Source organism: Amycolatopsis sp. NPDC024027 (assembly GCF_040638975.1).
GTDB lineage: Bacteria > Actinomycetota > Actinomycetes > Mycobacteriales > Pseudonocardiaceae > Amycolatopsis.
Genome location: NZ_JBEZYY010000023.1, coordinates 45193 through 69208 on the forward strand (window position 1 = coordinate 45193; position 24016 = coordinate 69208).

25 protein-coding genes are annotated in these 24016 nt (G+C 71.7%); 7 read left to right on the plus strand and 18 right to left on the minus strand.

What is annotated here, in order from left to right:
• Positions 1-129 precede the first annotated feature (129 nt).
• On the plus strand, positions 130-1248 hold the full coding sequence (locus tag AB0F52_RS40550) for a hypothetical protein (protein WP_360182803.1): 1119 nt from the start codon (positions 130-132) through the stop codon (positions 1246-1248).
• Here the strand turns inward: AB0F52_RS40550 and AB0F52_RS40555 are convergent.
• Both AB0F52_RS40555 and AB0F52_RS40560 read right to left on the minus strand, forming a co-directional pair.
• On the minus strand, positions 1226-2116 hold the full coding sequence (locus AB0F52_RS40555; protein WP_360182805.1) for a transketolase: 891 nt from the start codon (positions 2114-2116) through the stop codon (positions 1226-1228). The genes AB0F52_RS40550 and AB0F52_RS40555 overlap by 23 nt on opposite strands.
• A 5-nt stretch (positions 2117-2121) precedes the next feature.
• The gene (locus AB0F52_RS40560; RefSeq protein WP_360182807.1) at positions 2122-2814 is read right to left on the minus strand and encodes a thiamine pyrophosphate-dependent enzyme; all 693 of its coding nucleotides are present in this window, start codon (positions 2812-2814) and stop codon (positions 2122-2124) included.
• Positions 2815-2866: 52 nt separating this feature from the next.
• Here AB0F52_RS40560 and soxR point away from each other — a divergent pair, with 52 nt between their 5' ends.
• Positions 2867-3328 (plus strand): redox-sensitive transcriptional activator SoxR, encoded by a 462-nt coding sequence (soxR, locus tag AB0F52_RS40565; RefSeq protein WP_103339802.1) that lies wholly within the window; start codon positions 2867-2869, stop codon positions 3326-3328.
• 34 nt (positions 3329-3362) lie between these two features.
• Complete coding sequence (locus tag AB0F52_RS40570; protein ID WP_360182809.1) at positions 3363-3896, plus strand: RNA 2'-phosphotransferase; 534 nt, start codon at positions 3363-3365, stop codon at positions 3894-3896.
• A gap of 218 nt (positions 3897-4114) precedes the next feature.
• On the opposite strand, the gene AB0F52_RS40575 is transcribed toward AB0F52_RS40570, so the two are convergent.
• Positions 4115-4708: a TetR family transcriptional regulator gene (locus AB0F52_RS40575; protein WP_360182811.1), complete on the minus strand. Its 594-nt coding sequence runs from the start codon at positions 4706-4708 to the stop codon at positions 4115-4117.
• Between the two features lie 206 nt (positions 4709-4914).
• On the opposite strand from AB0F52_RS40575, the gene AB0F52_RS40580 reads away from it, so the two are divergent.
• Positions 4915-7101, plus strand: coding sequence for an MMPL family transporter (locus AB0F52_RS40580; RefSeq protein WP_360182813.1), 2187 nt, complete (start codon positions 4915-4917; stop codon positions 7099-7101).
• Positions 7102-7142: 41 nt separating this feature from the next.
• Here AB0F52_RS40580 and AB0F52_RS40585 read toward each other — a convergent pair whose 3' ends face one another.
• Complete coding sequence (locus AB0F52_RS40585) at positions 7143-8183, minus strand: epoxide hydrolase family protein (RefSeq protein WP_360182815.1); 1041 nt, start codon at positions 8181-8183, stop codon at positions 7143-7145.
• Positions 8184-8221: 38 nt separating this feature from the next.
• On the opposite strand from AB0F52_RS40585, the gene AB0F52_RS40590 reads away from it, so the two are divergent.
• Positions 8222-8782 (plus strand): helix-turn-helix domain-containing protein, encoded by a 561-nt coding sequence (locus AB0F52_RS40590; protein ID WP_360182817.1) that lies wholly within the window; start codon positions 8222-8224, stop codon positions 8780-8782.
• A gap of 212 nt (positions 8783-8994) precedes the next feature.
• Here AB0F52_RS40590 and AB0F52_RS40595 read toward each other — a convergent pair whose 3' ends face one another.
• The 4 genes from AB0F52_RS40595 to hisD are packed head-to-tail and all read right to left on the minus strand — an operon-like array spanning position 8995 to position 12168.
• A complete protein-coding gene (locus AB0F52_RS40595) occupies positions 8995-9153 on the minus strand; it encodes a hypothetical protein (protein ID WP_360182819.1) in 159 nt (52 codons plus the stop codon).
• Positions 9150-9749 (minus strand): imidazoleglycerol-phosphate dehydratase HisB, encoded by a 600-nt coding sequence (hisB, locus tag AB0F52_RS40600; protein ID WP_360182821.1) that lies wholly within the window; start codon positions 9747-9749, stop codon positions 9150-9152. Before hisB ends, AB0F52_RS40595 begins: the two co-directional genes overlap by 4 nt.
• Entirely contained in the window at positions 9746-10846 is a 1101-nt protein-coding gene (locus AB0F52_RS40605) for a histidinol-phosphate transaminase (RefSeq protein WP_360182823.1), read from the minus strand. Before AB0F52_RS40605 ends, hisB begins: the two co-directional genes overlap by 4 nt.
• The gene (gene hisD / locus AB0F52_RS40610) at positions 10843-12168 is read right to left on the minus strand and encodes a histidinol dehydrogenase (RefSeq protein WP_360182825.1); all 1326 of its coding nucleotides are present in this window, start codon (positions 12166-12168) and stop codon (positions 10843-10845) included. The genes AB0F52_RS40605 and hisD overlap by 4 nt, the downstream gene beginning before the upstream one ends.
• Positions 12169-12262: 94 nt before the next feature.
• Between hisD and AB0F52_RS40615 the strand changes: the two genes are divergently transcribed.
• Positions 12263-13057, plus strand: a complete 795-nt coding sequence (locus AB0F52_RS40615) for a carbon-nitrogen hydrolase family protein (protein WP_360183003.1) — start codon at positions 12263-12265, stop codon at positions 13055-13057.
• Positions 13058-13129: 72 nt separating this feature from the next.
• Here AB0F52_RS40615 and AB0F52_RS40620 read toward each other — a convergent pair whose 3' ends face one another.
• Genes AB0F52_RS40620 through eccB form a run of 3 tightly spaced genes read right to left on the minus strand, consistent with a single transcriptional unit; the run spans position 13130 to position 15902 of the window.
• Positions 13130-13777: a response regulator transcription factor gene (locus AB0F52_RS40620; protein WP_360182827.1), complete on the minus strand. Its 648-nt coding sequence runs from the start codon at positions 13775-13777 to the stop codon at positions 13130-13132.
• Entirely contained in the window at positions 13774-14469 is a 696-nt protein-coding gene (locus AB0F52_RS40625; RefSeq protein ID WP_233225884.1) for a response regulator transcription factor, read from the minus strand. Before AB0F52_RS40625 ends, AB0F52_RS40620 begins: the two co-directional genes overlap by 4 nt.
• Before the next feature lie 11 nt (positions 14470-14480).
• A complete protein-coding gene (gene eccB / locus AB0F52_RS40630; protein WP_360182829.1) occupies positions 14481-15902 on the minus strand; it encodes a type VII secretion protein EccB in 1422 nt (473 codons plus the stop codon).
• Between the two features lie 141 nt (positions 15903-16043).
• On the opposite strand from eccB, the gene AB0F52_RS40635 reads away from it, so the two are divergent.
• A complete protein-coding gene (locus tag AB0F52_RS40635; protein WP_360182831.1) occupies positions 16044-17087 on the plus strand; it encodes a type VII secretion protein EccE in 1044 nt (347 codons plus the stop codon).
• 14 nt (positions 17088-17101) lie between these two features.
• Here the strand turns inward: AB0F52_RS40635 and AB0F52_RS40640 are convergent, their stop codons facing one another.
• From AB0F52_RS40640 to AB0F52_RS40670, 7 genes are all read right to left on the minus strand, one after another.
• Positions 17102-18370: a glucuronoxylanase gene (locus AB0F52_RS40640; RefSeq protein ID WP_360182833.1), complete on the minus strand. Its 1269-nt coding sequence runs from the start codon at positions 18368-18370 to the stop codon at positions 17102-17104.
• A 120-nt stretch (positions 18371-18490) separates the two neighbouring features.
• On the minus strand, positions 18491-19861 hold the full coding sequence (gene eccD / locus AB0F52_RS40645) for a type VII secretion integral membrane protein EccD (RefSeq protein ID WP_360182835.1): 1371 nt from the start codon (positions 19859-19861) through the stop codon (positions 18491-18493).
• A gap of 75 nt (positions 19862-19936) precedes the next feature.
• Positions 19937-20257, minus strand: a complete 321-nt coding sequence (locus AB0F52_RS40650) for a YbaB/EbfC family nucleoid-associated protein (RefSeq protein ID WP_013224119.1) — start codon at positions 20255-20257, stop codon at positions 19937-19939.
• The gene (locus tag AB0F52_RS40655; RefSeq protein WP_360182838.1) at positions 20254-20724 is read right to left on the minus strand and encodes a hypothetical protein; all 471 of its coding nucleotides are present in this window, start codon (positions 20722-20724) and stop codon (positions 20254-20256) included. Before AB0F52_RS40655 ends, AB0F52_RS40650 begins: the two co-directional genes overlap by 4 nt.
• Entirely contained in the window at positions 20724-22085 is a 1362-nt protein-coding gene (locus AB0F52_RS40660; protein ID WP_360182840.1) for a WXG100 family type VII secretion target, read from the minus strand. Before AB0F52_RS40660 ends, AB0F52_RS40655 begins: the two co-directional genes overlap by 1 nt.
• 3 nt (positions 22086-22088) lie before the next feature.
• Entirely contained in the window at positions 22089-23147 is a 1059-nt protein-coding gene (locus AB0F52_RS40665; protein ID WP_360182842.1) for a hypothetical protein, read from the minus strand.
• Positions 23148-23172: 25 nt separating this feature from the next.
• Positions 23173-23943, minus strand: coding sequence for a WXG100 family type VII secretion target (locus tag AB0F52_RS40670; RefSeq protein ID WP_360182844.1), 771 nt, complete (start codon positions 23941-23943; stop codon positions 23173-23175).
• Positions 23944-24016: the final 73 nt, after the last annotated feature.

The window sequence follows — 24016 nt, forward strand, 5'->3', positions numbered from 1 at the left end:
CGGCCACCGGCGGCGCCACGCTGGCCGGTCCTGCCCGCAATGCGGAACCCTGGTCCGCCGGGAGGGGAACCGGGACTGGTGCCCGGTCTGTGAAGAGTACGTCGACGAGATGCGCGGCTAGGCACGAGGATGGCGAGTCCCTCACTTCCGACGGTCGCCGTCGACCTGGCCGGACGGATCGGTCGCTACTTCAGCATCGTCAGCGTGGTGCCGGCGCTCTTCCTCACGGCGTGGACCACGGCCCTGGTGACCAGCGACGCCTGGAAGACCGCGCCGGATCTGCACCTGATGGTGCACCGCTTGGCGGGCATCAACCTGGCCGGCGCGGTATGGCTGGTCCTGACCACCACGATGTTCGCCCTGTTCCTCCACCCGCTTCAGCTGGGTATGACCCGGCTCCTCGAGGGCTACTGGGGAAGTTCCTGGTTCTCGCGGATCCTGCTCCGGAGAGCGATCACCCGCCACCGCAAGCGCCGCTCCAGATTGCACCGGCGCTACGCCGCGCTTGCGGCTGCGCGCGATGAAATCCTCCTCGACCAGTTGGTGGCCGGATACGAAGAAAGGCGAGCGAAGAACAAGCCCCACCGGGGAGATCCCCTGTCGTGGGAAAAAGCGCGCCTGGAACGGGCGCTGATCGGGCAGCTCGCATCCGACAAGGCCCACGCGGCCAGTGGGCTTCACGCTGCTTCGACCGCGGCGGACGTGGCGTTCGACCGCTATCCCGAAGCCTCGAGGGTAATGCCGACCCGGCTGGGCAATGCGCTTCGTTCGGCCGAAGACGATATCGGGTCGCAATACGGCCTCGATGCCATCCTCACCGCGCCGCACGTGGCTTTGATCGCACCCGCTGAACACGTCGGTTACCTCAATGATTCACGCCAACAGCTCGACACCTCGGTGAGGCTATGCGTGGTCGCCCTCATAGTCACCATCGAAACCGCCGGCTGCCTCCTCTCGGACGGGTGGTGGCTGCTCGTCGTCTTGGCGCCGTACTTCCTCGCGTGGATCGCCTACCGTTCCTCCGTCGCGGCTGCTGACTACTACATGGCGATCGTCGGCACCGTGCTCGACCTCAACCGGTTCAAGCTTTACGAAAGCCTCCACGTGAAGCTGCCGATGAACACGGTCGAAGAACGGTGGAACAACCAGAAGCTGATGGCCGTTCTCGAGCGGGAAAGGAACTCGAACATCCGCTACGAACACCCCAGCGCCGGCGACACTCCTCCTACTCCCCCAAAAACTCCCTGATCGCCAACCCCAGCGACCCGGCATCCAGCCCATGCGCCAGATCGTGGTCCGCGATCTCCCCGTACGTCCGCACCTCCACATCCCGCCGCACCCCGAGCGCCTTCGACCGGTGCGGCACGTCCGAAAGCGCCTCCGCCACCCACGAAGAAGACGTCCCCGCCAGGTACGGCTCCACCAGCACGACAGAAGCCGAAGACGAGAGCACCGCCGATCGCAAACCGGCCGCGTCGAACGGCCGGATCGTCGACGCGTACAGCACCGTCACGTCCAGGCCCGCGGTCGCGCGCAGGACGCGGTCCAGGACCGGGCCCACCGCCACCACCACGCCGTCAGTGCCGGAACGCAAGCGGGTGAAGCCCACCCCCAGGTGCGGGGAAGCGTTTTCCTGCGCCGAAAGGCGCAGGTACACGCGGCCGTCGCCCGGGATCGACTCCAGGAGCAGCCGGCGCGCCTCCTCCGGGTGGCCCGGCACGTGGACCGTCCAGGCCGGCAGGGAATCGATCAGTGCGACGTCGGCCGGGGACTGGTGGGTGCGGCCCGCCGTCGACATGTCGTACGACGCGCCCCACGACACCAGGACGCCGCCCACCTCCTGGTGCGAGAAGTCCAGCTTGATCTGCTCGAAAGCGCGCTCCACCAGGAACGACGGGAACGTGTGCACGATCGGCCGCAGGCCCGCGAGCGCCAGCCCGGCGCCCGTGCTGACCAGCAGCTGCTCGCGGATCCCGACGTTGATCACCCGGTCCGGGTGCCGCCGCGCGACGCCGGCGAGCTGCGCGGCCGAGATGTCGGCCAGCACGACCGCGACGTCCGGGTCGGCGTCGATGATCCGTTCGGTCGTGGCCAGGAAGGTTTCCCGCATCGGCATCGGGTTCAGCCCTTCGGTTCGACGACGGCGACCACGGCCAGCGGCCGGCCGGGGTGGGTGGCGGTGAAGGCTTCGTGCAGCGCGTCGTGGTCGCGGCCGGACACCGTGCGCGTCTCCCAGCCTTCGACGGCGAAGCGGCGGGCGATGCCACCCGGCCAGCCGCGCGTCGACGACCGGTTGTCGATCACCACCGTGGTCAGGTTTTCGAGGCGGTCCCGCGCCGCGACGACGATCGCCTCGTGGTTCGAGCCCTCGTCCAGCTCCGCGTCGCCGACGAGTGTCACGACCTTCGCGCTCGTCAGGCCGCGGGCGCGCAGGCCGAGCGCGGTGCCGAACGCGATCGGCAGGCCGTGGCCGAGGGAGCCGCTGGAGATTTCGACGCCGGGGATGCGGCGCCGGTCGGGGTGGTAGCCGAGCCGCGACCCCGGGCCGGACCACGTCGCCAGCTCGGCCTCGGCGATGAAGCCTTTCGCGGTGAGCACGGCGTAGTACGCCATCGGCCCGTGCCCCTTGGACAACAGGAACCGATCGCGGCCGGGCTCGCGGAAGTTCTCGGGCGTGACGTCGAGCACGCGGTCGTAGAGCACCCACAGTACGTCCAAAGTGGACTCCGCGGCGGCGCTGTGCTTTTCGTCGCCGGTCATCAGCGATATCAGCCGGGGCAGGTCGGCGTAGCCCGGCGCGGTCACAGTGGTCATGACCCGACGATGCAACCTCGACTAAACTCGAAGTCAAGGATAGCCTGAGCTGGTGACCAGGCTCGCTGAACATCTCAGCATCGGACAGGTGGCGGAACGCAGCGGGGTTCCGCACACGGCATTGCGGTTCTACGAGGAGAAGGGGCTGATCAGTTCGGAGCGGTCGGCGGGCAACCAGCGCCGGTACCCGCGTTCGGTGCTGCGCCGGATCGCGTTCATCCGTGCCGCGCAACGGGTCGGGCTCTCGCTCGAGGACATCAGCTCGGCGCTGGCCACGCTGCCGGCGGAGCACGCCCCGACGAAGGCGGACTGGGGCCGCCTGTCCCGCGACTGGCAGCACGAGCTCGACGCGCGCATCGACGCCCTGCAACGGCTTCGCGACCGGCTCACCGGCTGCGTCGGCTGCGGCTGCCTTTCCCTGCGCAGCTGCGCGTTGTACAACAACGACGACGAGCTGGCCCGCTTCGGGCCCGGCGCGAGCAAGCTGCGTCCCGCGGTCGAGGGCGGCATCTAAACCGCTTGCGCCCGGGGAGGATGCTGGGAAGGCAATGAACGAAAGAGAACTGATCCGCATCTCGAAGCGGCTGTCGCGGCACCTTCGCCACGACCCCGCCGCCCTCGGCCTCACGCTCACCCCCGACGGCTGGGTCCCGGTCGACGCGCTCGTGCGCGCCCTCGCGATCACCCGCGCGGAGCTCGACGAAGTGGTCGAGAAGAACAACAAGCGCCGCTTCGCCTTCGACGAAACCGGAACGCGCATCCGCGCGAGCCAGGGCCACAGCGTCACGGTCGATCTGGGCCTCCCGGACGCCACCCCGCCGGACGTGCTCTACCACGGCACGGTGGCGAAGTACCTCGACGCGATCTTCCGCGAAGGCCTGCGCCCGATGAACCGCCACGCGGTCCACCTGTCGGCCACGGTGGAAACGGCCGGAATCGTCGGCGCCCGCCGCGGCAAGCCGGTGATCCTCCGGGTCGACGCCGCCGCGATGGCCGCGGAAGGTCACGCGTTCCAGGTGAGCGCGAACGGAGTCTGGCTCACCCCCTCGGTCCCCCCGCACCACCTCGCCCACCTCACCTGAGCCGTGTCGTCCCGCCAATCACGCAAGATGCCCCGCTGATCACGCAAGATGCCCCGCTGATCACGCGAGTTCCGCCGCCGTCCACACAATCCGACCCTCCCGGTACGCGAACCGACCGTCCAAGTACGCGAACTCGCGTGATTGCCGAGTCAACACACGTGATTTAAGGGTCGACACACGTGATTGGAGGGTCGACTCGCGTACCTCGAGGGTCGGGGTCAGAGCGCGGGGACTGGGGTGGTGGCTCGGCGGCGGGGGCGGCCGAGGAGGCGGCGGCCCACGTCGAGCAGCTCCGTGCGCAGCTCTTCGCCGCCGAGGGCGGCCAGATCCGGGGAGCCGCCCGCCATGGCGATGCCCGTCAACGTCACCAGGGCGTTGACGCGGGCCGTCGTGTCCGGGTCGGGGCCCGAAAGGATGTCCAGCAATGCCTGGCCGAAGCCCTCCATGCCGCCGTGGGCCGACTTCTCGATCGCGCGGGCGATGCCCGGGTCGCTCGAAAACAGCGCCACCAGCGCCCGGTGGCGGATCACCAGGTCGACGAACCCCTCCAGCAGCAGGTCCACCTGCGCACCCCGGCGCTTCTGCGCCGCGGCCCGGCGGACCAGCTCGTCCAGGTCGCGGACGCCCGGCTCGGCGACCGCCTCGGTGATCTCCGCCTTCGTCTTGAAGTGGTAGTACACAGCCGCCTTGGTGATGCCCAGCGCGTCGGCGATCATCTGCAGCGACGTGCCCTCGACCCCGTGTTCGGTGAACAGGCGCAGCGCGGTCTGCAGCAGACGGGTCCGGGTGTCCTCGGCCGGGCCGGCGGTCATTCTTCCTCCTCAGCAGCCGTCGGAGCCTACGTCACGCCCTGTCGATCGGCAAACCGACTTACTAGCCGAACGGCAAGTAATAAACCTTGCTGTTCGGCAAGTCACATCCTTGCCGATCGGCTTGGACCTTCCCTTGCCGATCGGCTAGCTTGGGAAGGGACCTGATGGAGTGAACCGAGCCCGTTCGGGCGAAACGGAGCTGACTCGTGGCGACCTTCCTGTACCGGCTCGGCCGGTTTTCCTTCCGGCGCAGAGCGCTGGTCGCGGCCGTCTGGGCGGCGGTCCTGGTGGCACTGGGCCTGGGCGCGCTGACGCTGTCGGGTCAGCTGTCGAACTCGGTGACGATCCCCGGCACCGAGTCGCAGCGGGCGATCGACCAGCTCACCGAGAAGTTCCCGCAGGCCAACGCCGGTGGCGCCACCGCGCGCGTCGTCATCGAGGCCCCGGCCGGGACCACGGTGACCGACGCGAAGGGCAAGGCCGCCGTCGAAGCCCTGGTCGGGCAGCTGAAGACGGCCCCGAAGGTCGCCGCGGTGGTCGACCCGTTCCAGGTGCAGTCGATCTCACCCGATCAGCGCGTCGCACTCGCTCAGGTCAGTTACGGAGCGAAGGCGTACGAGCTGACCGACGAGGACCGTCAGGCGCTCCTGGACACCGCGAACGCCGGACGCGCCGCCGGGTTCACCGTCGAGTTCGGCGGTGACGCCGTGCAGGGTGTGCCCGCGACCGGGGCCACCGAAGGCCTGGGCGTCGCGGTCGCCGCCGTCGTGCTGGTCATCACCTTCGGCTCGCTGCTCGCGGCCGGGATCCCGCTGCTCACCGCGCTGATCGGCGTCGGCACCGGCATGGCGGGCATCTTCCTCGCCTCCGGCTTCCTCGAACTGAACTCGAACACCCCGGTCCTGGCGCTGATGATCGGCCTGGCCGTCGGCATCGACTACGCGCTGTTCATCGTCTCGCGCTACCGCCACGAACTGGGCATCGGCCGCGACCCCGAAGAAGCCGCCGGACGCGCCGCCGGCACCGCCGGGTCCGCCGTCGTGTTCGCCGGGCTCACCGTCATCATCGCGCTGGCCGGGCTCACCGTGATCGGCATCCCGTTCCTCGGCCAGATGGGCGTCGCCGCGGCCGTCACCGTCGCGGTCGCCGTGCTCATCGCCCTGACGCTGCTGCCCGCGATCCTCGGCTTCTCCGGAGCCCGGGTCGCCGGCAGCCGCATCCGGCTGCGCCGCAAGCCGGTCGAAACGACGCACGGCGAACGCTGGGCGCGATTCGTCGGCCGCCACCGGATCCCGGTGCTGCTGGTCGCGCTGGCCGGGATGGCCGTCGTCGCGCTGCCCGCGCTGAGCATGCAGCTCGGCCTGCCCAACGACAGCACGGCCGCACCGGAGTCGACGCAGCACAAGGCGTACGAGATCGCGAGCCGCAGCTTCGGCCCCGGCTCGAACGGGCCGCTGCTGGTCGTCGTCGACGTCTCTTCGAGCACGAACCGCCAGGCCGCCCTCGGCCGGGCCGCGGCCGACATCCAGAAGCTGCCGGACGTCGCCGCCGTCACGCCGCCGCGGGTCAACCAGACCGGTGACACCGCGCTGCTCACGGTGATCCCGAAGAGCGGCCCGAGCAGCTCGCAGACCGAAGACCTGGTGGCCGCGATCCGCACCGAATCCGGCGCGCTGGAGACCGGGACGGGCGCGAAGCTGTCCGTCACCGGCCAGACCGCGGCGAACATCGACGTCTCCGAGAAGCTGTCGGACGCGATGCTGCCCTACCTGGCACTGATCGTCGGGCTGGCGTTCGTGCTGCTGATGCTGGTGTTCCGCTCGGTGGTGGTGCCGCTGAAGGCGACGATCGGCTTCCTCGGCTCGGTCGCGGCGACGTTCGGCGCGGTGGTCGCGGTGTTCCAGTGGGGCTGGCTCACGGACCTGCTCGGCGTCGCCTCGACCGGCCCGATCATGAGCATGCTGCCGATCCTGCTCATCGGTGTCCTCTTCGGACTCGCGATGGACTACCAGGTGTTCCTGGTGACGCGGATGCGCGAGGAGCACGTCCACGGCGCGGAGCCCCAAGAAGCGATGGTCACCGGCTTCCGGCACGGCGCGCGCGTGGTGGTCGCGGCGGCGCTGATCATGATCAGCGTGTTCGCCGGGTTCGTGCTCGCGGAGTCGTCGCTGATCCAGTCGATCGGCTTCGCCCTGGCGTTCGGCGTGCTGGTGGACGCGTTCGTGGTCCGCATGACGCTGGTCCCGGCGGTGATGTCCCTCCTCGGCCGCGGCGCGTGGTGGCTGCCGAAGTGGCTGGACCGGATCCTGCCGGACGTCGACGTCGAGGGCGAGAAGCTCACGAAGCACCTCGACGAGCCCGAGGAGCGGGAACTGGTCGGCGCGAGCCGCTGAGTTTCGGTGCCTGCCCCCGCCGCGGTGGGGGCAGGCACGCTTCAGCCGCCCAGCTTGATCGCCCGGCGCAGGTCTTCGGCGTACGCCTCCGGCTGTTCCCAGGCCGCGAAATGGCCGCCGACCTCGTGTTCCACGTACTCGCGGACGTTCAGGAACGCCTCCGCGTAGCTCCGCGGCTCCGGTTTGGTGTCCCGCGGGAACACCGAAAGCACGGTCGGCGTCTCGACCCGGGCGGGCAGCGCCGCCGGTTCGGTGTAGGTGGCGAACGAGGTGCCGATCGTGCCAGTGACCCAGTAAGCCGTGACCCAGGTGAGCAGCTCGTCCACCGTGAACGCCCCCTCGCCCGACCACGACTCGAGCTTCTCGACGATCCACGCCGCGAGGCCGGCGGGTGAGTCGCCGAGGGCGACGGCAAGGGTGTTCGGCCGCGTCGACTGCTCGGCGATGTACCCGCCCTCGGCCCGGAACCACTGCCCCGCCCGGGCTGGATAAGCCGCTGCGTCGGGCGGGAGCTTCGCCGGATCCACCGTGAGGGCGCGCTGCGGGGCGACGTTCGTGAGGTGCAGGGCGGCCACCCGGTCCGGGTGCTCGCCCGCGAGGATCTCCGCCACGGTGCCGCCCACATCGCCGCCCGACAGCGTGTACCTCGGGTAACCGAGCTCGGCGAGGGCGGCCGCGATGATCCCGGCCATCCGCCCGGCCGACATCCCCGGTGTGGTGAGCGGCGCCGCGAACGGGAAGCCCGGCAGCGCGGGCACCACCACGTGCGCGTCCGCGAGCAGCGGCAGGACGCGCTCGAACCGCAGCACCGAGTCCGGCCAGCCGTGCAGCAGCACGACGACCGGCGCGCCCGGATCCGCGGACCGCTGGTGGACGACCCGCAGGTCGGTGCCGCCCGCCCGCACCGTCACCCAGGGCCACTCGCCGATGCGGCGCTCGTGCACTGCCCAGTCGTACCCGTTCGCCCAGCGGTCGAGGAGCGCGTCGAGGCGGGTGCCGCCGATGCCGCGCGTGCGGTCCTCGCTCCACGGGGTCGTGACCCGCCGGGTCCGCCGGAGCCGGGCACGCATCTCGTCGTCCATGTGTATCAGCGTACACATCATTGTGTATGCTCGTACACATGAGTTCGCGCGACGCGGCCGCCACCCGGCAGCGGATCCTGGAGCACGCTCGACGCCACTTCGCCCGGCACAGCTACACGGCCGTCACGGTCAAAGGCGTGGCCGACGCCGCCGGCGTGTCGCCCAACCTCATCACGCGTTACTTCGGGGGCAAGGACGGCCTTTTCCTGGCCGCAACGCGCGTGGAGATCGCCGTCGCGGACTCCTTCGACGGCGACCGGTCCACGCTGGGGACCCGGCTCGCGGCGAACATCGTCCGGCGCTGGTTCGGCGCCCCCGGGGAGGATCCGCTGCTGGTGCTGCACCGCGCGTCCGGCGAACGCCCGGAGGCGGCGGAGGCGCTGGCCGCGTTCCTCGACACGAACTCGCTGGAGCCGCTGCAGCGCTACCTGCGCGAAAGCGGCCTCACCGACGCGGACGCCCGTAGCCGGGCCGCCGCGATCGACGCGTTCGTGCTCGGCGTTTCCACGCGCCGCCGGGTCCTGCGGTCCGAACTCGGCGAGCCCGCCGCACTCGAGGCTTGGCTGGGCGCCACCATCCAGCGGCTGGCCGACGGGTGAGGGCTGCCTGGTGTCGCGCGTCTGATGTTCGTTGACAGCCTCCTGGCAGCGGCTGGTCCGACGACATGAATGACTCATTCATGTCGTCGGACGAGGTGAACGAGTCATTCACTACATCGCCGCGGCCGGAAATCCGCACTGACCGGGCCGGTTTCGGGAAGCGAGCCGGCTCCGGCCACCCCGAACGTCAAACAACTTGCGACGCCGCGGCACTAGCTCGAGAACCAGAAGATCGCGCCGCCGATGGCGAGGACGGCCGCGACGCCGAGCACCACCGCCATGAACTTCGCCGTCTTCCAGGTGGAATAGACCCCGCCCGCCAGGAAACCGCCCAGGGCGAGCAGGAGCACGCCGACGACTCCGTTGTTCACAGAACGCCCTTCGTCGAGGGGATGCCGCCCGCGCGCGGGTCCGGCTCGGTCGCCGCGCGCAACGCCCTCGCCACCGCCTTGTACTCCGCCTCCGCGATGTGGTGCGGGTCGCGGCCGTGGATCACCCGCACGTGCAACGCGATCTGGGCGTGGAACGCCAGCGAGTCGAACACGTGCCGGGTCAGCACGAACGGGTAGTTGCCGCCGATGGTGAACGTGGTGAACTGCTCCGGCTCGCCCACGTGCACGCAGTACGGCCGGCCCGAGACGTCGACGGCCGCGTGGGCGAGGGTCTCGTCCATCGGGATCCACGCGTCGCCGAAGCGGCGGATGCCGCTCTTGTCGCCCAGGGCCTGGCGGATCGCCTGGCCGAGCACGATCGCCGTGTCCTCCACCGTGTGGTGGGCGTCGATGTGGACGTCGCCGGTGGCCTCGACCTTCAGGTCCAGCGAGCCGTGGACGCCGAACGCCGTCAGCATGTGGTCGTAGAACGGGACGCCGGTCGAGATGTCGACTTCGCCCGTGCCGTCGAGGTCCAGCTGGACGAAGATCGAGGACTCCTTGGTGGTCCGTTCGACCTTGCCGATGCGGGTCATCGCGAGACTTCCTTACTCGCCTCGAGGAAGGCGTCGTTCTCTTCCGGGGTGCCGATGCTCACCCGCAGGTGACCGGGGATGCCCGGGTCGCGGATCAGCACCCCCTTGGCCAAATAGGACTCCCAGGCCGCGTGCGGGTCGCTGAACCGTCCGAAGAGGACGAAGTTCGAGTCGCTCGGCACCGGGTCGTAACCCAGGCCCGCCAGCGCTTCCACGACGCGGTCGCGTTCCGCGGCCAGCTTGTGCACACTGTCCAAAGTGGCGTCCGCGTGCCGCAGCGCCGCCCGCGCCGCCGCCTGCGTCAGCCGGGACAAGTGGTACGGCAGGCGCACCAGCTGCAGCGCGTCGACGACCGCCGGTGCCGCCGCCAGGTAGCCGAGCCGCCCGCCCGCGAAGGCGAACGCCTTGCTCATCGTGCGCGACACGATCAGCCGCGACGGGTAGTCCGCCAGCAGCTCGACCGCGCTCGGCTGCGACGAGAACTCCGCGTACGCCTCGTCGACCACGACGATCCCGGTGGCCGCGTCGAGCAACGTGCGCAGCTCGGAAAGCGGGATCGAACCGCCCGTCGGGTTGTTCGGGCTGGTGACGAACACGACGTCCGGACGACGTTCCGCGATGACCGCGGCCGCCGCGGCGGTGTCGAGGCTGAAGTCGGCCCGGCGCGGCGCCGGGAGCCACTCGGTGCGGGTGCCCGAGGCGATGATCGGGTGCATCGAGTACGACGGCTCGAAGCCGAGCGCGCTGCGCCCGGGACCGCCGAACGCCTGCAGGATCTGCTGCAGGACCTCGTTGGACCCGTTGGCGGCCCAGACGTTCGCCTCCGACAGCACCACCCGCGTCGACACGCTCAGGTAGTCGGCCAGGTCCTGCCGCAGCGCCACCGCGTCGCGATCCGGGTAGCGGTGCAGCTCGGCGGCCTCAGCGCGGACGGCCTCCGCGATGTCGGCGACCAGCTCCGGCGGCGGCGGGTACGGGTTCTCGTTCGTGTTGAGCCGGATCGGGACGTCCAGCTGCGGTGCGCCGTACGGCGACTTGCCGCGCAGGTCGTCCCGCAGCGGCAGCTGGTCCAGGGTGACCTCTTCGCCGATCGTCATCGGACCGAACCTCCGAAGCGCGCGGTGACGGCCTCGCCGTGCGCGGGCAGGTCCTCGGCGTCGGCCAGCGCGACGACGCGGCCGGCGACCTCGCGCAGCGCGTCCTCGGTGTAGTCCACGACGTGGATGCCCTTGAGGAAGCTCTGCACGGACAGGCCCGAGGAGTGGCGGGCGAACCCGCCGGTGGGCAGGACGTGGTTGGACCCGGCGCAGTAGTCGCCGAGCGACACCGGGGCGTACGCGCCGACGAAGATCGCGCCGGCGTTGCGGACCCGGGCGGCGACCGCGCGCGCGTCCGCCGTCTGGATCTCCAGGTGCTCGGCGGCGTAGGCGTCGACGACGCGCAGTCCGTCGTCCACTGTGGACACCAGGATGATGCCGGACTGCTTGCCCGCCAGCGCTTCCGCGACGCGCTCGGTGTGCTTGGTGGCGGCGACGCGGTTGACCAGTTCCTTGTCGACGGCGTCGGCCAGCTCGGTCGACGTCGTCACCAGGACGCTCGCGGCGAGGGGGTCGTGCTCGGCCTGGCTGATCAGGTCGGCGGCGACGTGCACCGGGTCGGCCGTCTCGTCGGCGAGGATGGCGATCTCGGTGGGCCCGGCCTCGGCGTCGATGCCGATCAGGCCACGCAGGAGCCGCTTGGCCGCGGTGAGGTAGATGTTGCCCGGCCCGGTGACGATGTCGACCGGGGCGAGCTCGGCGCCGTCGGTGTCCGTGCCGCCGTACGCCAGCAGCGCGACGGCCTGCGCGCCACCCGCCGCCCAGACCTCGTCGACGCCGAGGAGCTCGGCCGCGGCGAGGATGGTCGGGTGCGGCAGGCCGTCGAACGCGGCCTGCGGCGGCGAGCAGACGACCAGGGAGCCGACGCCCGCGATCTGCGCCGGGACGACGTTCATCACCACCGTCGAGGGGTACACGGCCAGCCCGCCCGGCGCGTACAGCCCGACGCGCTCGACCGGCACCCACTTCTCGGTGACCGTGCCGCCCTCGACGACGGTGGTGGTGACGTCGGTGCGGCGCTGCTCGGCGTGCACCTTCCGGGCGCGGGTGATCGACTCCTCGAGCGCGGCGCGCACGGCCGGGTCCAGCTCGGCCAGCGCCTTCGTCAACCGCTCGCGCGGCACCCGCACGGACGCGGGCCGCACCTTGTCGAACTTCTCGGTGTAGGAGAGGACGGCTTCGACACCGCGGTCGCGGACCGCCTCGACCACCGGGCGCACGTGATGCAGTGCCGCGTCCACGTCGTATTCGGCGCGGGGGAGCGTGGCGCGCAGTTCGGCGGCGGTCGGGACCTGCCCTCGCAGGTCGGTGCGGTTCAACATGACCACCAGGGTACGAGGTCACGCCGAACGGGTTTTCGGCGATACTCCCTGGTGCGGCGGAATGACGGCCGATCCCAGCATGCAGGAGGCAGCGGTGGCGCGAATCGCGTTGTGCCAGGTCAACTCGGGTGACGATCCGGAAGCGAACCTGAAACTCGTTCGCTCCCGCGTGGAGTCCGCGGTGGCGGACGGCGCGCGGATCGTCGTGTTCCCCGAAGCGACCATGGCGCGGTTCGGCCGGCCGCTCGAGCCGGTCGCGGAGCCCCTCGACGGCCCGTGGGCGTCGGCGGTGGCCGCGGTGGCCGCCGAGCACGACGTGGTGATCGTGGCCGGGATGTTCACCCCGGCGGACGACGGCCGGGTCCGCAACACGCTCCTGATCACCGGCGGCGGGCACCACCGCGGCTACGACAAGATCCACCTCTACGACGCGTTCGGCTTCGCCGAGTCGGACACGGTGGCGCCCGGTTCCGCGGCGACCACGTTCGAGCTCGACGGCGTCGTCTACGGCGTCGCGACCTGCTACGACGTGCGGTTCCCGGAGCTGTTCCGCGCGCTGGCCGACGACGGCGCCGACGTCGTGCTGCTGCCGGCGTCGTGGGGCGCGGGCGAGGGCAAGCGCGAGCAGTGGGAGGTCCTGGTGCGCGCGCGGGCGCTGGACTCGGGCTGCTGGGTGCTGGCCTGCGGCCAGGCCGACCCCGCGGCGACGGACGTCACGGTCAACCCGAAGGCGCCGACGGGCATCGGGTACTCGCTGGTCGCGGACGGCTTCGGCCGGGTGACCGCCCAGGCCGGGGCGGCGCCGGAGACGCTGCTGGTGGACGTGGACCCGGCGGTGCCGGCCCAGGCCCGCGCGGCGACGGGAGCCCTGGCCAACCGCCGCCTCTGACCACCGGACGCAGTGAATGACTCATTCCTGTCGTCGGATGACAGGAATGAGTCATTCACTGCGTCGGCGACCTCAGCGGAGCAGGCCTTCGCGGATGGCGACGCGGACGAAGCCCGCGCGTCGCCGTTCGCCGGTCTTGTCGCGGATGCGGTCCAGGTACGACCGCACCGTGCGGACGCTGATGTTGAGGATCTCGGCCACGTCGACGTCCCGCTCCCCCGCCGCCACCAGGCGGAGGACCTGCTTTTCCCGCTCCGACAGCACGATCTTCGGGCCCGCGTGCCGCTCTTCGCTGTCCTGGATGATCATCCCGGCCAGCGTCGGCGACACGTACGCGTTGTCGTCGGCGATCGTGCGGATCGCGCGCAGGAGCTCGTCGCCGTCGACGTCCTTGGACAGGAAGCCCTTCGCGCCCGCCTGCATCGCGCCGAGCACCTCCGGCTGCTCCGCGTGCGCGGACACCACCAGCACCTTGTGCCCCATCTGCCCGACCTCCAGGACCGCGGCCGCGTCCTGGACGCCCCGCAGCTTGAGGTCGAGGACGACGACGCTGCCCGCCGCCTGGTCCTGGACCGCGAACCGGGCCACCGAGTCCGCCACCGCGCCGAGCTCGATGTCCGGTGCCTCGGTCAGCACGCGGGTCAGCGCGTACCGGTAGAGCGGGTGGTCCTCGATCACGCCCACGGAGATCCGCCGGGAAGACGGCGCCGGCTCGCTCATTTGCGGCCGCCGCGCCGGGGGTTCGCGTCGCCGATCAGGCCGCGCCGGATGGCCTCCTTGACCAGGCCCGGCCGCCGCCGTTCGCCCGTCTTGTCGCGGATGCGGTCGAGGTAGCCGCGGACCGTCCGGACGCCGATGCCGAGGATCAGCGCGATGTCGACGTCCCGCTCCCCCGCCGCCACCAGCCGCAGCACCTGCTCCTCGCGCGGCGACAGCTCGGCTTCGGCCGACACGGCGGGCCGGTCGGCGTTGTCCTTCATGATCATCCCGGCGACCACCGCCGAGACGTACGCGCCGCCGTCGGCGACCGTCTTGATCGCGATCAGCAGCTCGTCCGCGTCGACGTCCTTCGACAGGAACCCGCGCGCCCCCGCCGCGATGGCGCCGAGCACGACCTCCGGTTCCGCCTGCGCGGAGACCACGAGCACGTGGTGCCCGAGCTCGCAGACCTCCAGCACGGCCGCCGCGCCCGCGACGCCCGGCAGGCCCAGGTCGAGCAGGACCACGCTGCCCGGCGGCTGCCGGTGCACGTGGAACCGGGCGACCGAATCGACGACCGCGCCGAGCTCGACGAAGTCGGCCTCGGCCAGCACACGTTCCACGGAGACGCGGTAGAGCGGGTGGTCTTCGATGACCGCGACCCGGACCCGCCCCTGGTCCAGCTCACCCTCGGTCGAACGCTCTTCTGTCATGTGCACGACTTTCACCCCGTTCCACCCGACGGAGCCGGCCGTCCGGCCGTGGCCGGGTCCAGCGCGGGGCCCGTCGGCACCAATGCCAGCAAACTACCTGTGACCGGCGGCTTGGCGACGCCTCCGTAGCCGAGCGAGGCCAAGGCCTGCGCGGTCACCACCGGGTACTTCCGGCCCGTGTCGGTCACCAGGTACGCGGTGGCCGAACCGGCTTCGACGACGACGGCTCCTCCCGAGGGAGGCACGAACACTTCGTCCGCCACCCTTGCTTCGGTCCGGGTGGCGACCTGGATGGCTTTGGCGCCGGCGGGAAGCGGGAATTCGGCCGAAACGAGCAACCGGCTGCCCTGAACGCACAGCGCCACGGCGTTGCCGGTGATCGGCGCCTTGCCGGGGATGCGGTCGGGGTAGGCGGCCGGGTCGGCGCCGCCGGCGCGCGGCGCGGCGGCCTTCGCGACCGCGGCGACGTCGGCCGCGCGGACCTCCACCGGCGCGGGCGGCCCGGGGTAGGCGGCGGCGTTGGCCTCCGTCGTCACCAGCAGGCTCGCCTCGGTCTGCCCGACGGGCTCGAGGCCCTCGCGGCGGACCAGGTAGTACGACGTGGCGGTGCCGGGCGCGGCCATCGCGTCGACGACGGCGAGGACTTCGCCGACCCGGGTGCCGCGGCCGCCCACCGCCGGCCCGGGGTCACCGGCGCCGGCGACCGGCAGCGCGGTCAGGTCGCGGCCGGCCGGGACGGTGTCGAGCCACCGCGACGACACCGCGATCGTCGGGTAGCTGTCGAACTGCAGCGCCGTCGCGGCCTCGTCGCTCAGCCGATAGCGCCGTCCCCCGGCCAGCAGGAAGCGCTCCCCCGCCGGCAGCCGCACGATCACGCCCTGGTCCCGCGGCAGCTCGACGCCGGACGCGGGCGCGGCCAGCAGGACGGCGGTGCGCGGCTCGGCCGACGCGGGCGCGTCCTGGGTGGTCCGGCTGCAGCTCGTCCAGGGTGTGGTCACGAGCGCGCTCGACGCCGGCAGCGAGTCGGGCGCGCCGGGGATGCCGATCTGGGTGCCGCGGCCCGCCTTGCCGAGGTTCTCCGGCGACACGGACACGGTCGCGTCGCCGGTGCCGCCGGCCAGCAGGCGCGCGGAGGCGTAGTTGAGGACCGGGTGCAGGACGCCGTCGGCGCCGAGCACGAACCGCGCGCCGGTGCCCTCCTCGACGATCACCTTGCCGCCGGCCAGCCAGTCCTTGCCGCCGGCGGGGTTCAGCAGGCCGATGATGCCGAAGACGGCGGTGACCAGGAGGGCGGCCACGACGCCCAGCACCGTGCCGAGCACGAGCCGGCGGCTGGGCGAGACGGGGTGGTTGGCGTCGGCGGCGACGAGCGCGGAGACGAGCCTGCGGCGGAGGAACTGGTACGCCTGGATCTGGTCCCGCTGCGTCCACACGCTGCTGTGCCCCCGGCTGTGTCCGTCGACCCTCCGAGTGCTTGATGCTAGGCACCGCACCAGCGGGCGGCGAGGGTAATTTTTACGCCCACGCGGTATCTGGGGAGGCAGTAGCGTCGAGGGCCGGGGAAAGGGGAGCCCGTGTCCGTCGATACCGCTGTCCGCCGCCCGGCACCGTCCCGGCCCGCGTCCACGCCGCTGCCGTGGCTGCTGCCGATCCGGCCGCTGCAGGCGGCGCTGTGGGAGCTCGCCGCGATCGCCGTGCTGCTCGCCTGGCTCGTCGACGGCGTCACGCAGCCGGCGCGGATCGCGGTCAGCGCGGTGGCCGGGTTGCTCGTGCTGCTGACGTCGGTGCGTTTCGCGGGCCGGCACCCGGCGGGCTGGGCGCTGACCTGGACGGCGTTCCGGTTGCGCCGCCACGACACCCGCCGCGACAGCCCGGACCCGCTGCTGCGCGTGGCGGGGCCGGTGAAGGTCCGCCAGCACGTCGACCGGGCGGGCAACCGCTTCGGCGTCGCGGAGATCGACGGCGGGTGGAGCGCGCTGATCCGCTTGACGCCGGACCCGGGCGCGCCGGGCCCCCTGGTCGAGGCCCTGCACTCGGCGTACCGGCGGGCGGACATCCCGCTGGCGTCGGCCCAGCTGCTGACCTGGGCGATCCCGCACGGCGACCAGGTGCTGCGGGTGCGCTGGCTGGCGGTGCGCTACCGGCCGGACCTGGCCCCGGTCGCGGCGCTCGCCCGCGGCGGCGGTGACCTCGGGGCGCTGCGGAGCACGGCGTCGGCGGCGTTGAGCTTGATGGGTGCGCTGGCCGAAGCCGGGTACCAGAGCACGGTGCTGGAAGCCGGGGAGCTGGCGAAGGAGCTGCGGGTGGCCCTGGGGGTCCAGGGCCCGGCGTCCGGGCCGCCCGAGCGGTGGAAGTCGTGGGTGTGGGGCGATTCCACGCAGGTGTGCTTCACCCCGCGTTCGCCGCGCCCGGTGGACTTTTCGGTGCCGGGCGCGGCTTTCACGGCAACGTCGTACACCCTGACCCGGACGCCGGGCGGCAAGGAGAAGGCGGAGGTGACGATCCGCGTCGGCGCGCGGCCGGATGCTTCGGTTCCGGTGCCGCCCTCGGCGGTCCCGCTGCACGGACGGCACGGCGCCGGCGTGCGGCGGACCCTCCCCCTCGCGCTGGACTCCTGAATGCGGCACCCAGCTCAGTTCACCACGAACGTCCGGATGCTGCGGGCCGGCAGCTGAGCGTTGAACGCCCCGTTCGAGATGGTGACGTCCGTGGAGCGCGCGAGGTTCGCGCTCGCGCTCGTCAGCCAGGTCTGGGCGGTCGCGGAACCGGTGTCCCGGAGGGTGAACGCGAGGTCGGCCGCCGAGGTGTTCTTGTTGATGGCGACGACGACGATCCTGGCTCCGCTCTTGAACGCCGAGACGTAGACGTTCGACTGCGGGTTCGCGGTCGCGGTGATCCGCGAAAAGCCGGGGCGGACCCACTTCGCGAAGTGCGCCATGCAGGCGCCGCGCTTGCTGATTTGCCCGTCCTCGCGCATCGGGCCGTACGAGCGGCGGATGTACCACCACACGTAGGTCTGGAACCGGCCGTCCACCAGCGCGCGGTGGACGTGCTCGCCGACGTCGAGCGCCTGCGGCCACAGGTCGGCCGAGTCGGTGCTGTTGGGGTAGTAGACCTCGGTCATCCACAGCTCCTTGCCGCCGCCCTTCTGCTGGAAGAGCGGGTAGGGCAGGTTCGCGAACGAGGTGCCGTAGAGGTGCGTGCCGATGATGTCCACGTTCGCCAGGGCGGTGGCGTCGTTGAGGATGGGATCGGACATCGCCTTGCGGTACTGGAACGACTCGGGCGCGATGACCTTGGTGGTGAGCACGCCGGCGTTCTCGCGCAGGAACTTGACGATCTCGGCGGCGGTCCACGCCGTCCACTGCTGGGCGTAGTCCGGCTCGTTCTGGACGGAGATCCCGTACAGGGGCGCTCCGTTGTTCGCCATGAACGCGGTGAAGTCGTTGAGGTGCTGCGCATAGGCGGCGTAGGAATTGTATTTCAGCCGCTTGCCGCCGGAGAAGCTCTCGGTCATCGAGGCGGGCGGGTTCCACGGCGAAGCGATGACCTTGGCGCCGAGTTCACTCGCCCGCCGGGCCGTGGCGACCTCGCGGCTCCAGTTGTTGCGGTCCTCGTGGACGGGGATGCGCAGCACGGTGAAGCCCAGCTGTCCCGTACCGTTGCCGAACGCCGTCTCGCGCTGGGCGGCGGTGAGGTCGCTGATCCAGACGGTGTGGTTCATCCCGCCGAAGCCCAGGATCGTCTGCTGCACGTTCGACGGCTCGACGACCACCGCGGTGGCCGCCGCGGCCGGCGTCCCCACCGCCAGCACCGGCAGGGCGGCGCCCGCCGCCAGCACGGTCCGCCGGCGCAGGAGCGGCGAACCCTCGATCTCGGAACGGTCTTGGCGTGCTGACATGGCATCTCCCTGGAGTCGACTGGCGGACAGCCTGGGAGCGCTCCCGAAACAGGTTTAACAGTGGCCGCGCCGCACCGTCAATGAAACGTTCAGTCGAATACATCGACGGCTGCCGGGCGCTCAGCCGCGGACGGCCTCGTACACCCCCGCGATCATCGCCACCATCGGCACCAGCGACAGCAGCACCAAGAACTCCGTCACGTCCAAAAGCCGTGACCAGTACGGCGAACGCAGGCCGCGCGCCACCCGCGTCGCGTACACCAGGCAGACCACCGCCGCCAGCACCACCGCGCACCCGGCCGCGAACACCGCCGTGCGGTGGCCCGAGGCCACCAGCCACACCCCCGCGGACACCAGCGTCGGGACGCCGAACCCCACCAGCACCAACCGCTGCGCGCGCCCGGCGTACGACCGCGACCGCAGGATCCAGGCCAGGCCCAGCAAACCGGCCAGCCCCGCTTCCCACGGCCCACCCGACGCAAGCACCACCGAACCGGCCAGCACCACCAGCCCGAGCGCCACCAGCAGCCCCGTCAGCACCGCCTGGGCGCGCGACGTCCGGCCGATCATCTCCGTTCCCAGCGACGGCTGTTCGTCCGCGCGGAACGCCGCCATGTCGTCCGGCACGCGCGGCAGCGGCAGCCGGGCCAGGCGCAACGCCAGCATCGGCGCCACCGCCGCCAGGGCCGTGCCCAGCACCGCGGCCACCGCCGCCGCCGACTGCGGGGAAACGCCCGCCAGGAGCACGACCCCGGAAGTGATCGCGCCGAAGCCCGCCGCGCCGGTGATCGCCACGAACCACGGCAGGCGGTCGGCCACCGAGACCGCCGCCAGCACGCCGTACACCGTCACCGCCGCGAAACCCGCGGCGAGCGGGCCTGCCGACAGCGAGAACAGCGGATGCGGTGGCAGCACGGCCATCCCCGCGAGCAGCGCGACGCCGACACCGGCCAGCGACCCCGCCGCGCCCGCCTCGGCGTCGCCGTAGGCGCGGCTCAACGCGCCACCGCCGAGCAGCAAAACCAGGGCCAGCAACCCCGTCCCGATCGGCGCCAGGACACTGCCCGACGCCGCCGCCTGCACCAGCAGGCCGCCCGCCAGGAGCAGCACCACCGCGGCCACCAGGCCGGACCGCCTAGCCACCGAGGGACCCCAGCCGCCGTCGGCGTCGGCCACACTCGCGATCGAGTCGACGACGTCGTCGAACAGCAGCGGACCCCGCGGGCGCTCCCGCGGGGTCAGGTGCAGCACTTCGCCGTCCCGGATCTGGGCGGCGGCGACGCTCAACCCCAGCGCCAGTGGTGCGCCGCCGAGGCGGGAGAGCACCCAGCCCGGATGCTCGGCCGACGCCTGCCCGGACGCCCCGGCGAGCCGAACGAGCTGCGGGACCAACTCGGCGAACGTCGACTGCTGCGGCAGCGCGACATCGACACGGGCCCGCGGCGTCACGACCGTGACCCGCCGGGTCGTACCGGTCAGAGCGGTGCTCATGCCGCCTCCGCGGGAAAGAGAACGTCGGCGGTGCTCATGCCGCCTCCGCGGGAAAGAGAACGTCGGCGGGCGTCATCACACGTCTTTCGCGGCCGCGATCACCGGGGCGAACTTCGCGGAACTGGCTTCGGCGAGCTTCTGCAGCCCGGCGTTCACCGCCTCCAGGACGATCTCCGAGAGGTTGCGGGCGTCGTACTCGCGGATCGCGCGGGGGTCGATGTCGATCGAGGTGAAGCGGCCGTCGCCGCGGAGGGTGACGGTGACCTCGTTCTGCCGCGAGTGCGCCTTGATCTCCATCGCCTCGACCGTGCGCTGGATCCGCTGGACCTCTTCGGTCTGCTTGCGCACCTGCGCCAGCAGCTCGTCCATGTCCGGCACCGCGTACGGATCGGTCACTGTTGCTTCCCTTCGTGCTGGCGGACGTGGACGCTGGCCACGAACCGCTGGAAACCGGGTGAGAGCGCCCGGGCGGTCGCGGGCGCGGCCGTGCAGGCGAGCTCGAGCACCACGCGGTCTTCCGGGGTGGCCCCGGGGACCGTCAGGTGCACCTGGGTCTGGATCAGCTCGGTGCCTTCGCCGGTGCGCAGGCGCAGCAGCTGCATGACGGCGGGCGCGGCCGGGTCGCCACCGGCGCGGCGGCTCAGCACCTCGAGCCCGGCCAGCGTGCGCGAAAGCCGTTCGACGGCCTCGGCGGCGATGGCGTCGATCGAGGCCTCGTCCGGCCGCTGCCGCACGCTCACCGTGATGTTCGGCGTGAACTCCTCACCCGGCACCGGGTGCACGGCGACGAACACCGCGCCGGAGTCGCCGGGGTCGACGGCGGTCCAGCCGTCCGGGATGACGAAGTCGAGGGGAAGGGTCATCACAGCCCCACGTACGAAACGGCGTCGTCCCAAGCGGAGCCCACGGCGTCCGCGGCGTCGGTGGCCGCGTGGCTGACGGCGTCGACCGCGGCGCCGCCGTACTCACCGATCGTGTGGCCGAGCTTCGGCAGATCGATGTCGATCTTCGCACCGACGCCCAGGCCGAGGCCCAGCGCCGCACCCGCTTTGAAGTTCACCTTGAGGTGCCCGGCGTCGTAGACGGCCTGGGCGTCCAGCTGCGCGCCGAGACCGTACTGCAGGGTGCCGTTCGCGCCGACGCCGATGCCCGCGACGTCCGCGGCGAGCTCCCCTTCGACCTTCCCGCCCACGAACGCGTTGGCGTGCGCGCCGACGCCGTGCGCACCGATCGTGCCGGACGCGCTCACCTCGCCGCCGGCGAACACCGTCCCCTTGGCGTGGGCTTCGGCGACGCCCCACGCCTTCTTGGCTTCGGCTTCGCCGTGCAGCGCCGCGAGTTCCGCGTGCCCGGACGCGCCGGCGTCCCACCCCTTCGACGTGATCTTCCCGTCGTACTCCGGGGAAAGGCCGTCCTGTTCGTGCTGGAACTTGTAGTAGGTGATCTCGGTGTTGCGGCCGATCTTGTTCTTCAGCCCCTCGGCTTCGGGCTGCCCGAACGGCGTGTCCGCCTTCTTCAGCGCCCGGGTGCCTTCGAGGCCGTCCCAGGTGAGCTTCTTCCAGCCGGAGTTGCCGAACCACGACGGCACGGTCCGCGGCCGCTTCCGGCCGTCGAGGGGCTCGCCGTTGAGCCAGTGCAGCGGCCCGCGGGCCCACTTGCCGAGCTCGTGCTCGAGCCGTCCGACGCCTTCGGGCGGGAACAGCTCGGCGAGCGCGTCGGAGAACTCGTCGACGACCTGGCGGGCCGCGGCGACGCTCTCTTCCCCGAGCTGCCGGGCGGCCTGGATGAACGCGCCGACCGAGGCGGAGTTCACCGCCCGGGCCTGCGCGGTCAGCTGGGCCGCGTACTGGTCGAACTGCGCGAGCACCGAGTCGACGGCGGCTTCCGCGGACTGCACGAGCCGGGCCGTGGTGCCGAGCCGCTTCGCCTGGTCGCCGAGCTTCGTGGCCGCCTCGGTGAGCTCTTCGCCGAGTTTCCCGGCGGCCGTCGCGAACGCCGTGTAAGCGTCGCCGTCCCAGTCCGCGTGCAGCGTCTTCGCGGACTCGTCGATCTCACGCGCCTTGCCCGAAACCACCGAAGCCCGGGCCGCGACCCGCTGCGAAGCGGCGCTCAGCGCACCGGGATCCCCGGTGACGCGCCGGCGGCACTCGACGAGCACGCGCCGATAGCCGGACAGCACCGAGCTGACCACCCCGGACGCATCGACCACCCCCGAGCCCGTCACCGGTCAGTTCCCCGCCGCGTCGTAGCCGACGTGCTGGCTGAAGTGCTTGCCGTTGTAGTCCAGCGCGACGTCGAGGTCGAAGTCCTGCCCACCCGGAGCCTCCACAGTGGACTCACCGGTGGTCAGGTTGGTGTGGATGACGACCTCGTCGGCGTGCCCGGCCGCCGGGGCGGGCACCACGGGCGCGGGGGCCGGCTGGGTGACCGGCGCCGGCTGGGCCGGCACGGTCGCGCCGTTCTGCGCGGGGTCGACGGCGATCCAGCTGTCGGCCGGGTTCAGCGGGGTGCCGTTGCCGGTCACCGCCTGGCCGCTGGAACCGCCGCCGGTGGCGAGCGCGGGCGGGGTGTAGTCAGTGAACGAGGGCTGCTGCGGGATCCCCCCGCCGCTCCCGCCCGCCACCGCCTGCTGCCCCGACGGGCTCGCCACCGGCGGCGGGGTCTGCGGCGCGGTGACCGGGGTGTTCCCGATCGACGGCGTCGTGGCGCCCGAACTGCCGGAACCGTGGTGGAAGAGCTTCTCGATCTCGCCGATGACCTGCGCGAGCGTGGTGACCTGCTGGGCCAGGTCCACCGCGCCGAGGGCCTTGAGCAGCGCGCCGATCGCGGTGATGAACGCCCGCAGCGACGCGCTCGTCGCGGTCGACAAAGCGACCGCGGCACCGTAGGTCCACCAGTTCGACATCAGCGCGGCGACCGTGGGGTTCACCGCGGCGACCACCGCGCGGTAGGCCTCCTGCGCGGTCTTGATCAGCGTGCCGGAGACACCGAGGAGCTCGGCGCCCTTCTGGACGACGTCGATGATCTTCGTCAGCTGGCCGAGCGAGTCGTTGATCTTCTTCAGCGCCGACTCGCTCGCCGCGCCCGACCAGATCTTGCCGAGCTGGTCGGCGGCCTTGGTCAGCTCGTTGTACATGCTCAGGAACTGCTCGGCCTTGCGGACCAGGTCCACCACGTGCTTGGCGATCTGCTCCGGCTGGCCGGTGACGATCTGCGGCAGGATCGTGATCGGGCCGCCCGAAGACGCGGTCGCGTCCATCGCGCTGGAGTTCGGGAAAGTCAGCATCGATCCTCACAAAGGTTCAAGGAGTTCAGACGACGGAGGCGGGCCGGTAGACGCTGACCCTCGCCAGCCCACCGGTGCGGGCGTCGAGCAGCCCGTGGTTGTAGAGGCGGCCGCCGTCGCCGGCGACGCCGATGACCGGCCGGCGGTCGGAGAACAGCAGCGGCTCCACGACCACGACGTCGCCGCTGTGCACGCCGCCGGGCACGTCGGAGAACGTGCGCGCGGTGCCCGCGTAGACCTCGATCAGCCCGACCCGCGCCTGGTTGTCGGCGTCGCCGGCGAGCCAGTCGTTGAAGTCGGCGACGCCGTGGAAGCGCGTGTCGGTGATCGGGTGGTCGCCGAGCCGGCCCAGCCGCGCGTCCCCCAGGTAGCGCAGCACGTTCCCGACCGACGACGGCTCGCCGTGGGCGCCCGCGCTGTCGTTGATGGCCAGGGTGGCGAGCTCGGAAGCGTGCGAGCTGCCCCAGATCGACGACGCGGTGCTCGCGGGAGCGTGGCCGCCGCCGTAGCCGGAGGCGACGTCCCGGTCGGCCGCCTGGTAGGCGTCGGCGCTGGCCTTGACGAGCCCGTTGACCTGCTGCAGCAGCTGCAGGAGCGTGCGGACGGCGGTGATCTGGCCGGAGTGCAGGGCCGCGTTCGCGGCGGCGACCGCGCTGCCGAACGTCGCGAACGACATCGGCTGCACGACGAGCCGTTCGAGGTCGGCCACGGCGTTGATGCCGTGGGCGATGATGCCCCCGACGTTGCCCACGGCGGAGCGCATCGCCTCGGGCTCAGCCCGGTACTCGCCGGCCATGGGTCTCCTTCCGGGGGGTCTGCTCGGCTGAGCGTAGGTTCGGCCCCGGAAGCGGGCGGACGGCAAAAGTACC

Coding starts and splice junctions, on each gene's coding strand:
- AB0F52_RS40655 (WP_360182838.1), bottom strand. CDS start 20,724: ATGACCCTTCCCCTCGACTTCGTCATCCCGGACGGCTGGACCGCCGTC.
- AB0F52_RS40670 (WP_360182844.1), bottom strand. CDS start 23,943: ATGGCCGGCGAGTACCGGGCTGAGCCCGAGGCGATGCGCTCCGCCGTG.
- hisB (WP_360182821.1), bottom strand. CDS start 9,749: ATGACCCGCATCGGCAAGGTCGAACGGACCACCAAGGAGTCCTCGATC.
- AB0F52_RS40625 (WP_233225884.1), bottom strand. CDS start 14,469: ATGACAGAAGAGCGTTCGACCGAGGGTGAGCTGGACCAGGGGCGGGTC.
- AB0F52_RS40560 (WP_360182807.1), bottom strand. CDS start 2,814: ATGACCACTGTGACCGCGCCGGGCTACGCCGACCTGCCCCGGCTGATA.
- AB0F52_RS40550 (WP_360182803.1), top strand. CDS start 130: ATGGCGAGTCCCTCACTTCCGACGGTCGCCGTCGACCTGGCCGGACGG.
- AB0F52_RS40555 (WP_360182805.1), bottom strand. CDS start 2,116: ATGCCGATGCGGGAAACCTTCCTGGCCACGACCGAACGGATCATCGAC.
- AB0F52_RS40590 (WP_360182817.1), top strand. CDS start 8,222: ATGAGTTCGCGCGACGCGGCCGCCACCCGGCAGCGGATCCTGGAGCAC.
- AB0F52_RS40605 (WP_360182823.1), bottom strand. CDS start 10,846: ATGACGATCGGCGAAGAGGTCACCCTGGACCAGCTGCCGCTGCGGGAC.
- AB0F52_RS40640 (WP_360182833.1), bottom strand. CDS start 18,370: ATGTCAGCACGCCAAGACCGTTCCGAGATCGAGGGTTCGCCGCTCCTG.
- AB0F52_RS40620 (WP_360182827.1), bottom strand. CDS start 13,777: ATGAGCGAGCCGGCGCCGTCTTCCCGGCGGATCTCCGTGGGCGTGATC.
- AB0F52_RS40575 (WP_360182811.1), bottom strand. CDS start 4,708: ATGACCGCCGGCCCGGCCGAGGACACCCGGACCCGTCTGCTGCAGACC.
- eccD (WP_360182835.1), bottom strand. CDS start 19,861: ATGAGCACCGCTCTGACCGGTACGACCCGGCGGGTCACGGTCGTGACG.
- AB0F52_RS40585 (WP_360182815.1), bottom strand. CDS start 8,183: ATGGACGACGAGATGCGTGCCCGGCTCCGGCGGACCCGGCGGGTCACG.
- AB0F52_RS40570 (WP_360182809.1), top strand. CDS start 3,363: ATGAACGAAAGAGAACTGATCCGCATCTCGAAGCGGCTGTCGCGGCAC.
- hisD (WP_360182825.1), bottom strand. CDS start 12,168: ATGTTGAACCGCACCGACCTGCGAGGGCAGGTCCCGACCGCCGCCGAA.
- AB0F52_RS40665 (WP_360182842.1), bottom strand. CDS start 23,147: ATGCTGACTTTCCCGAACTCCAGCGCGATGGACGCGACCGCGTCTTCG.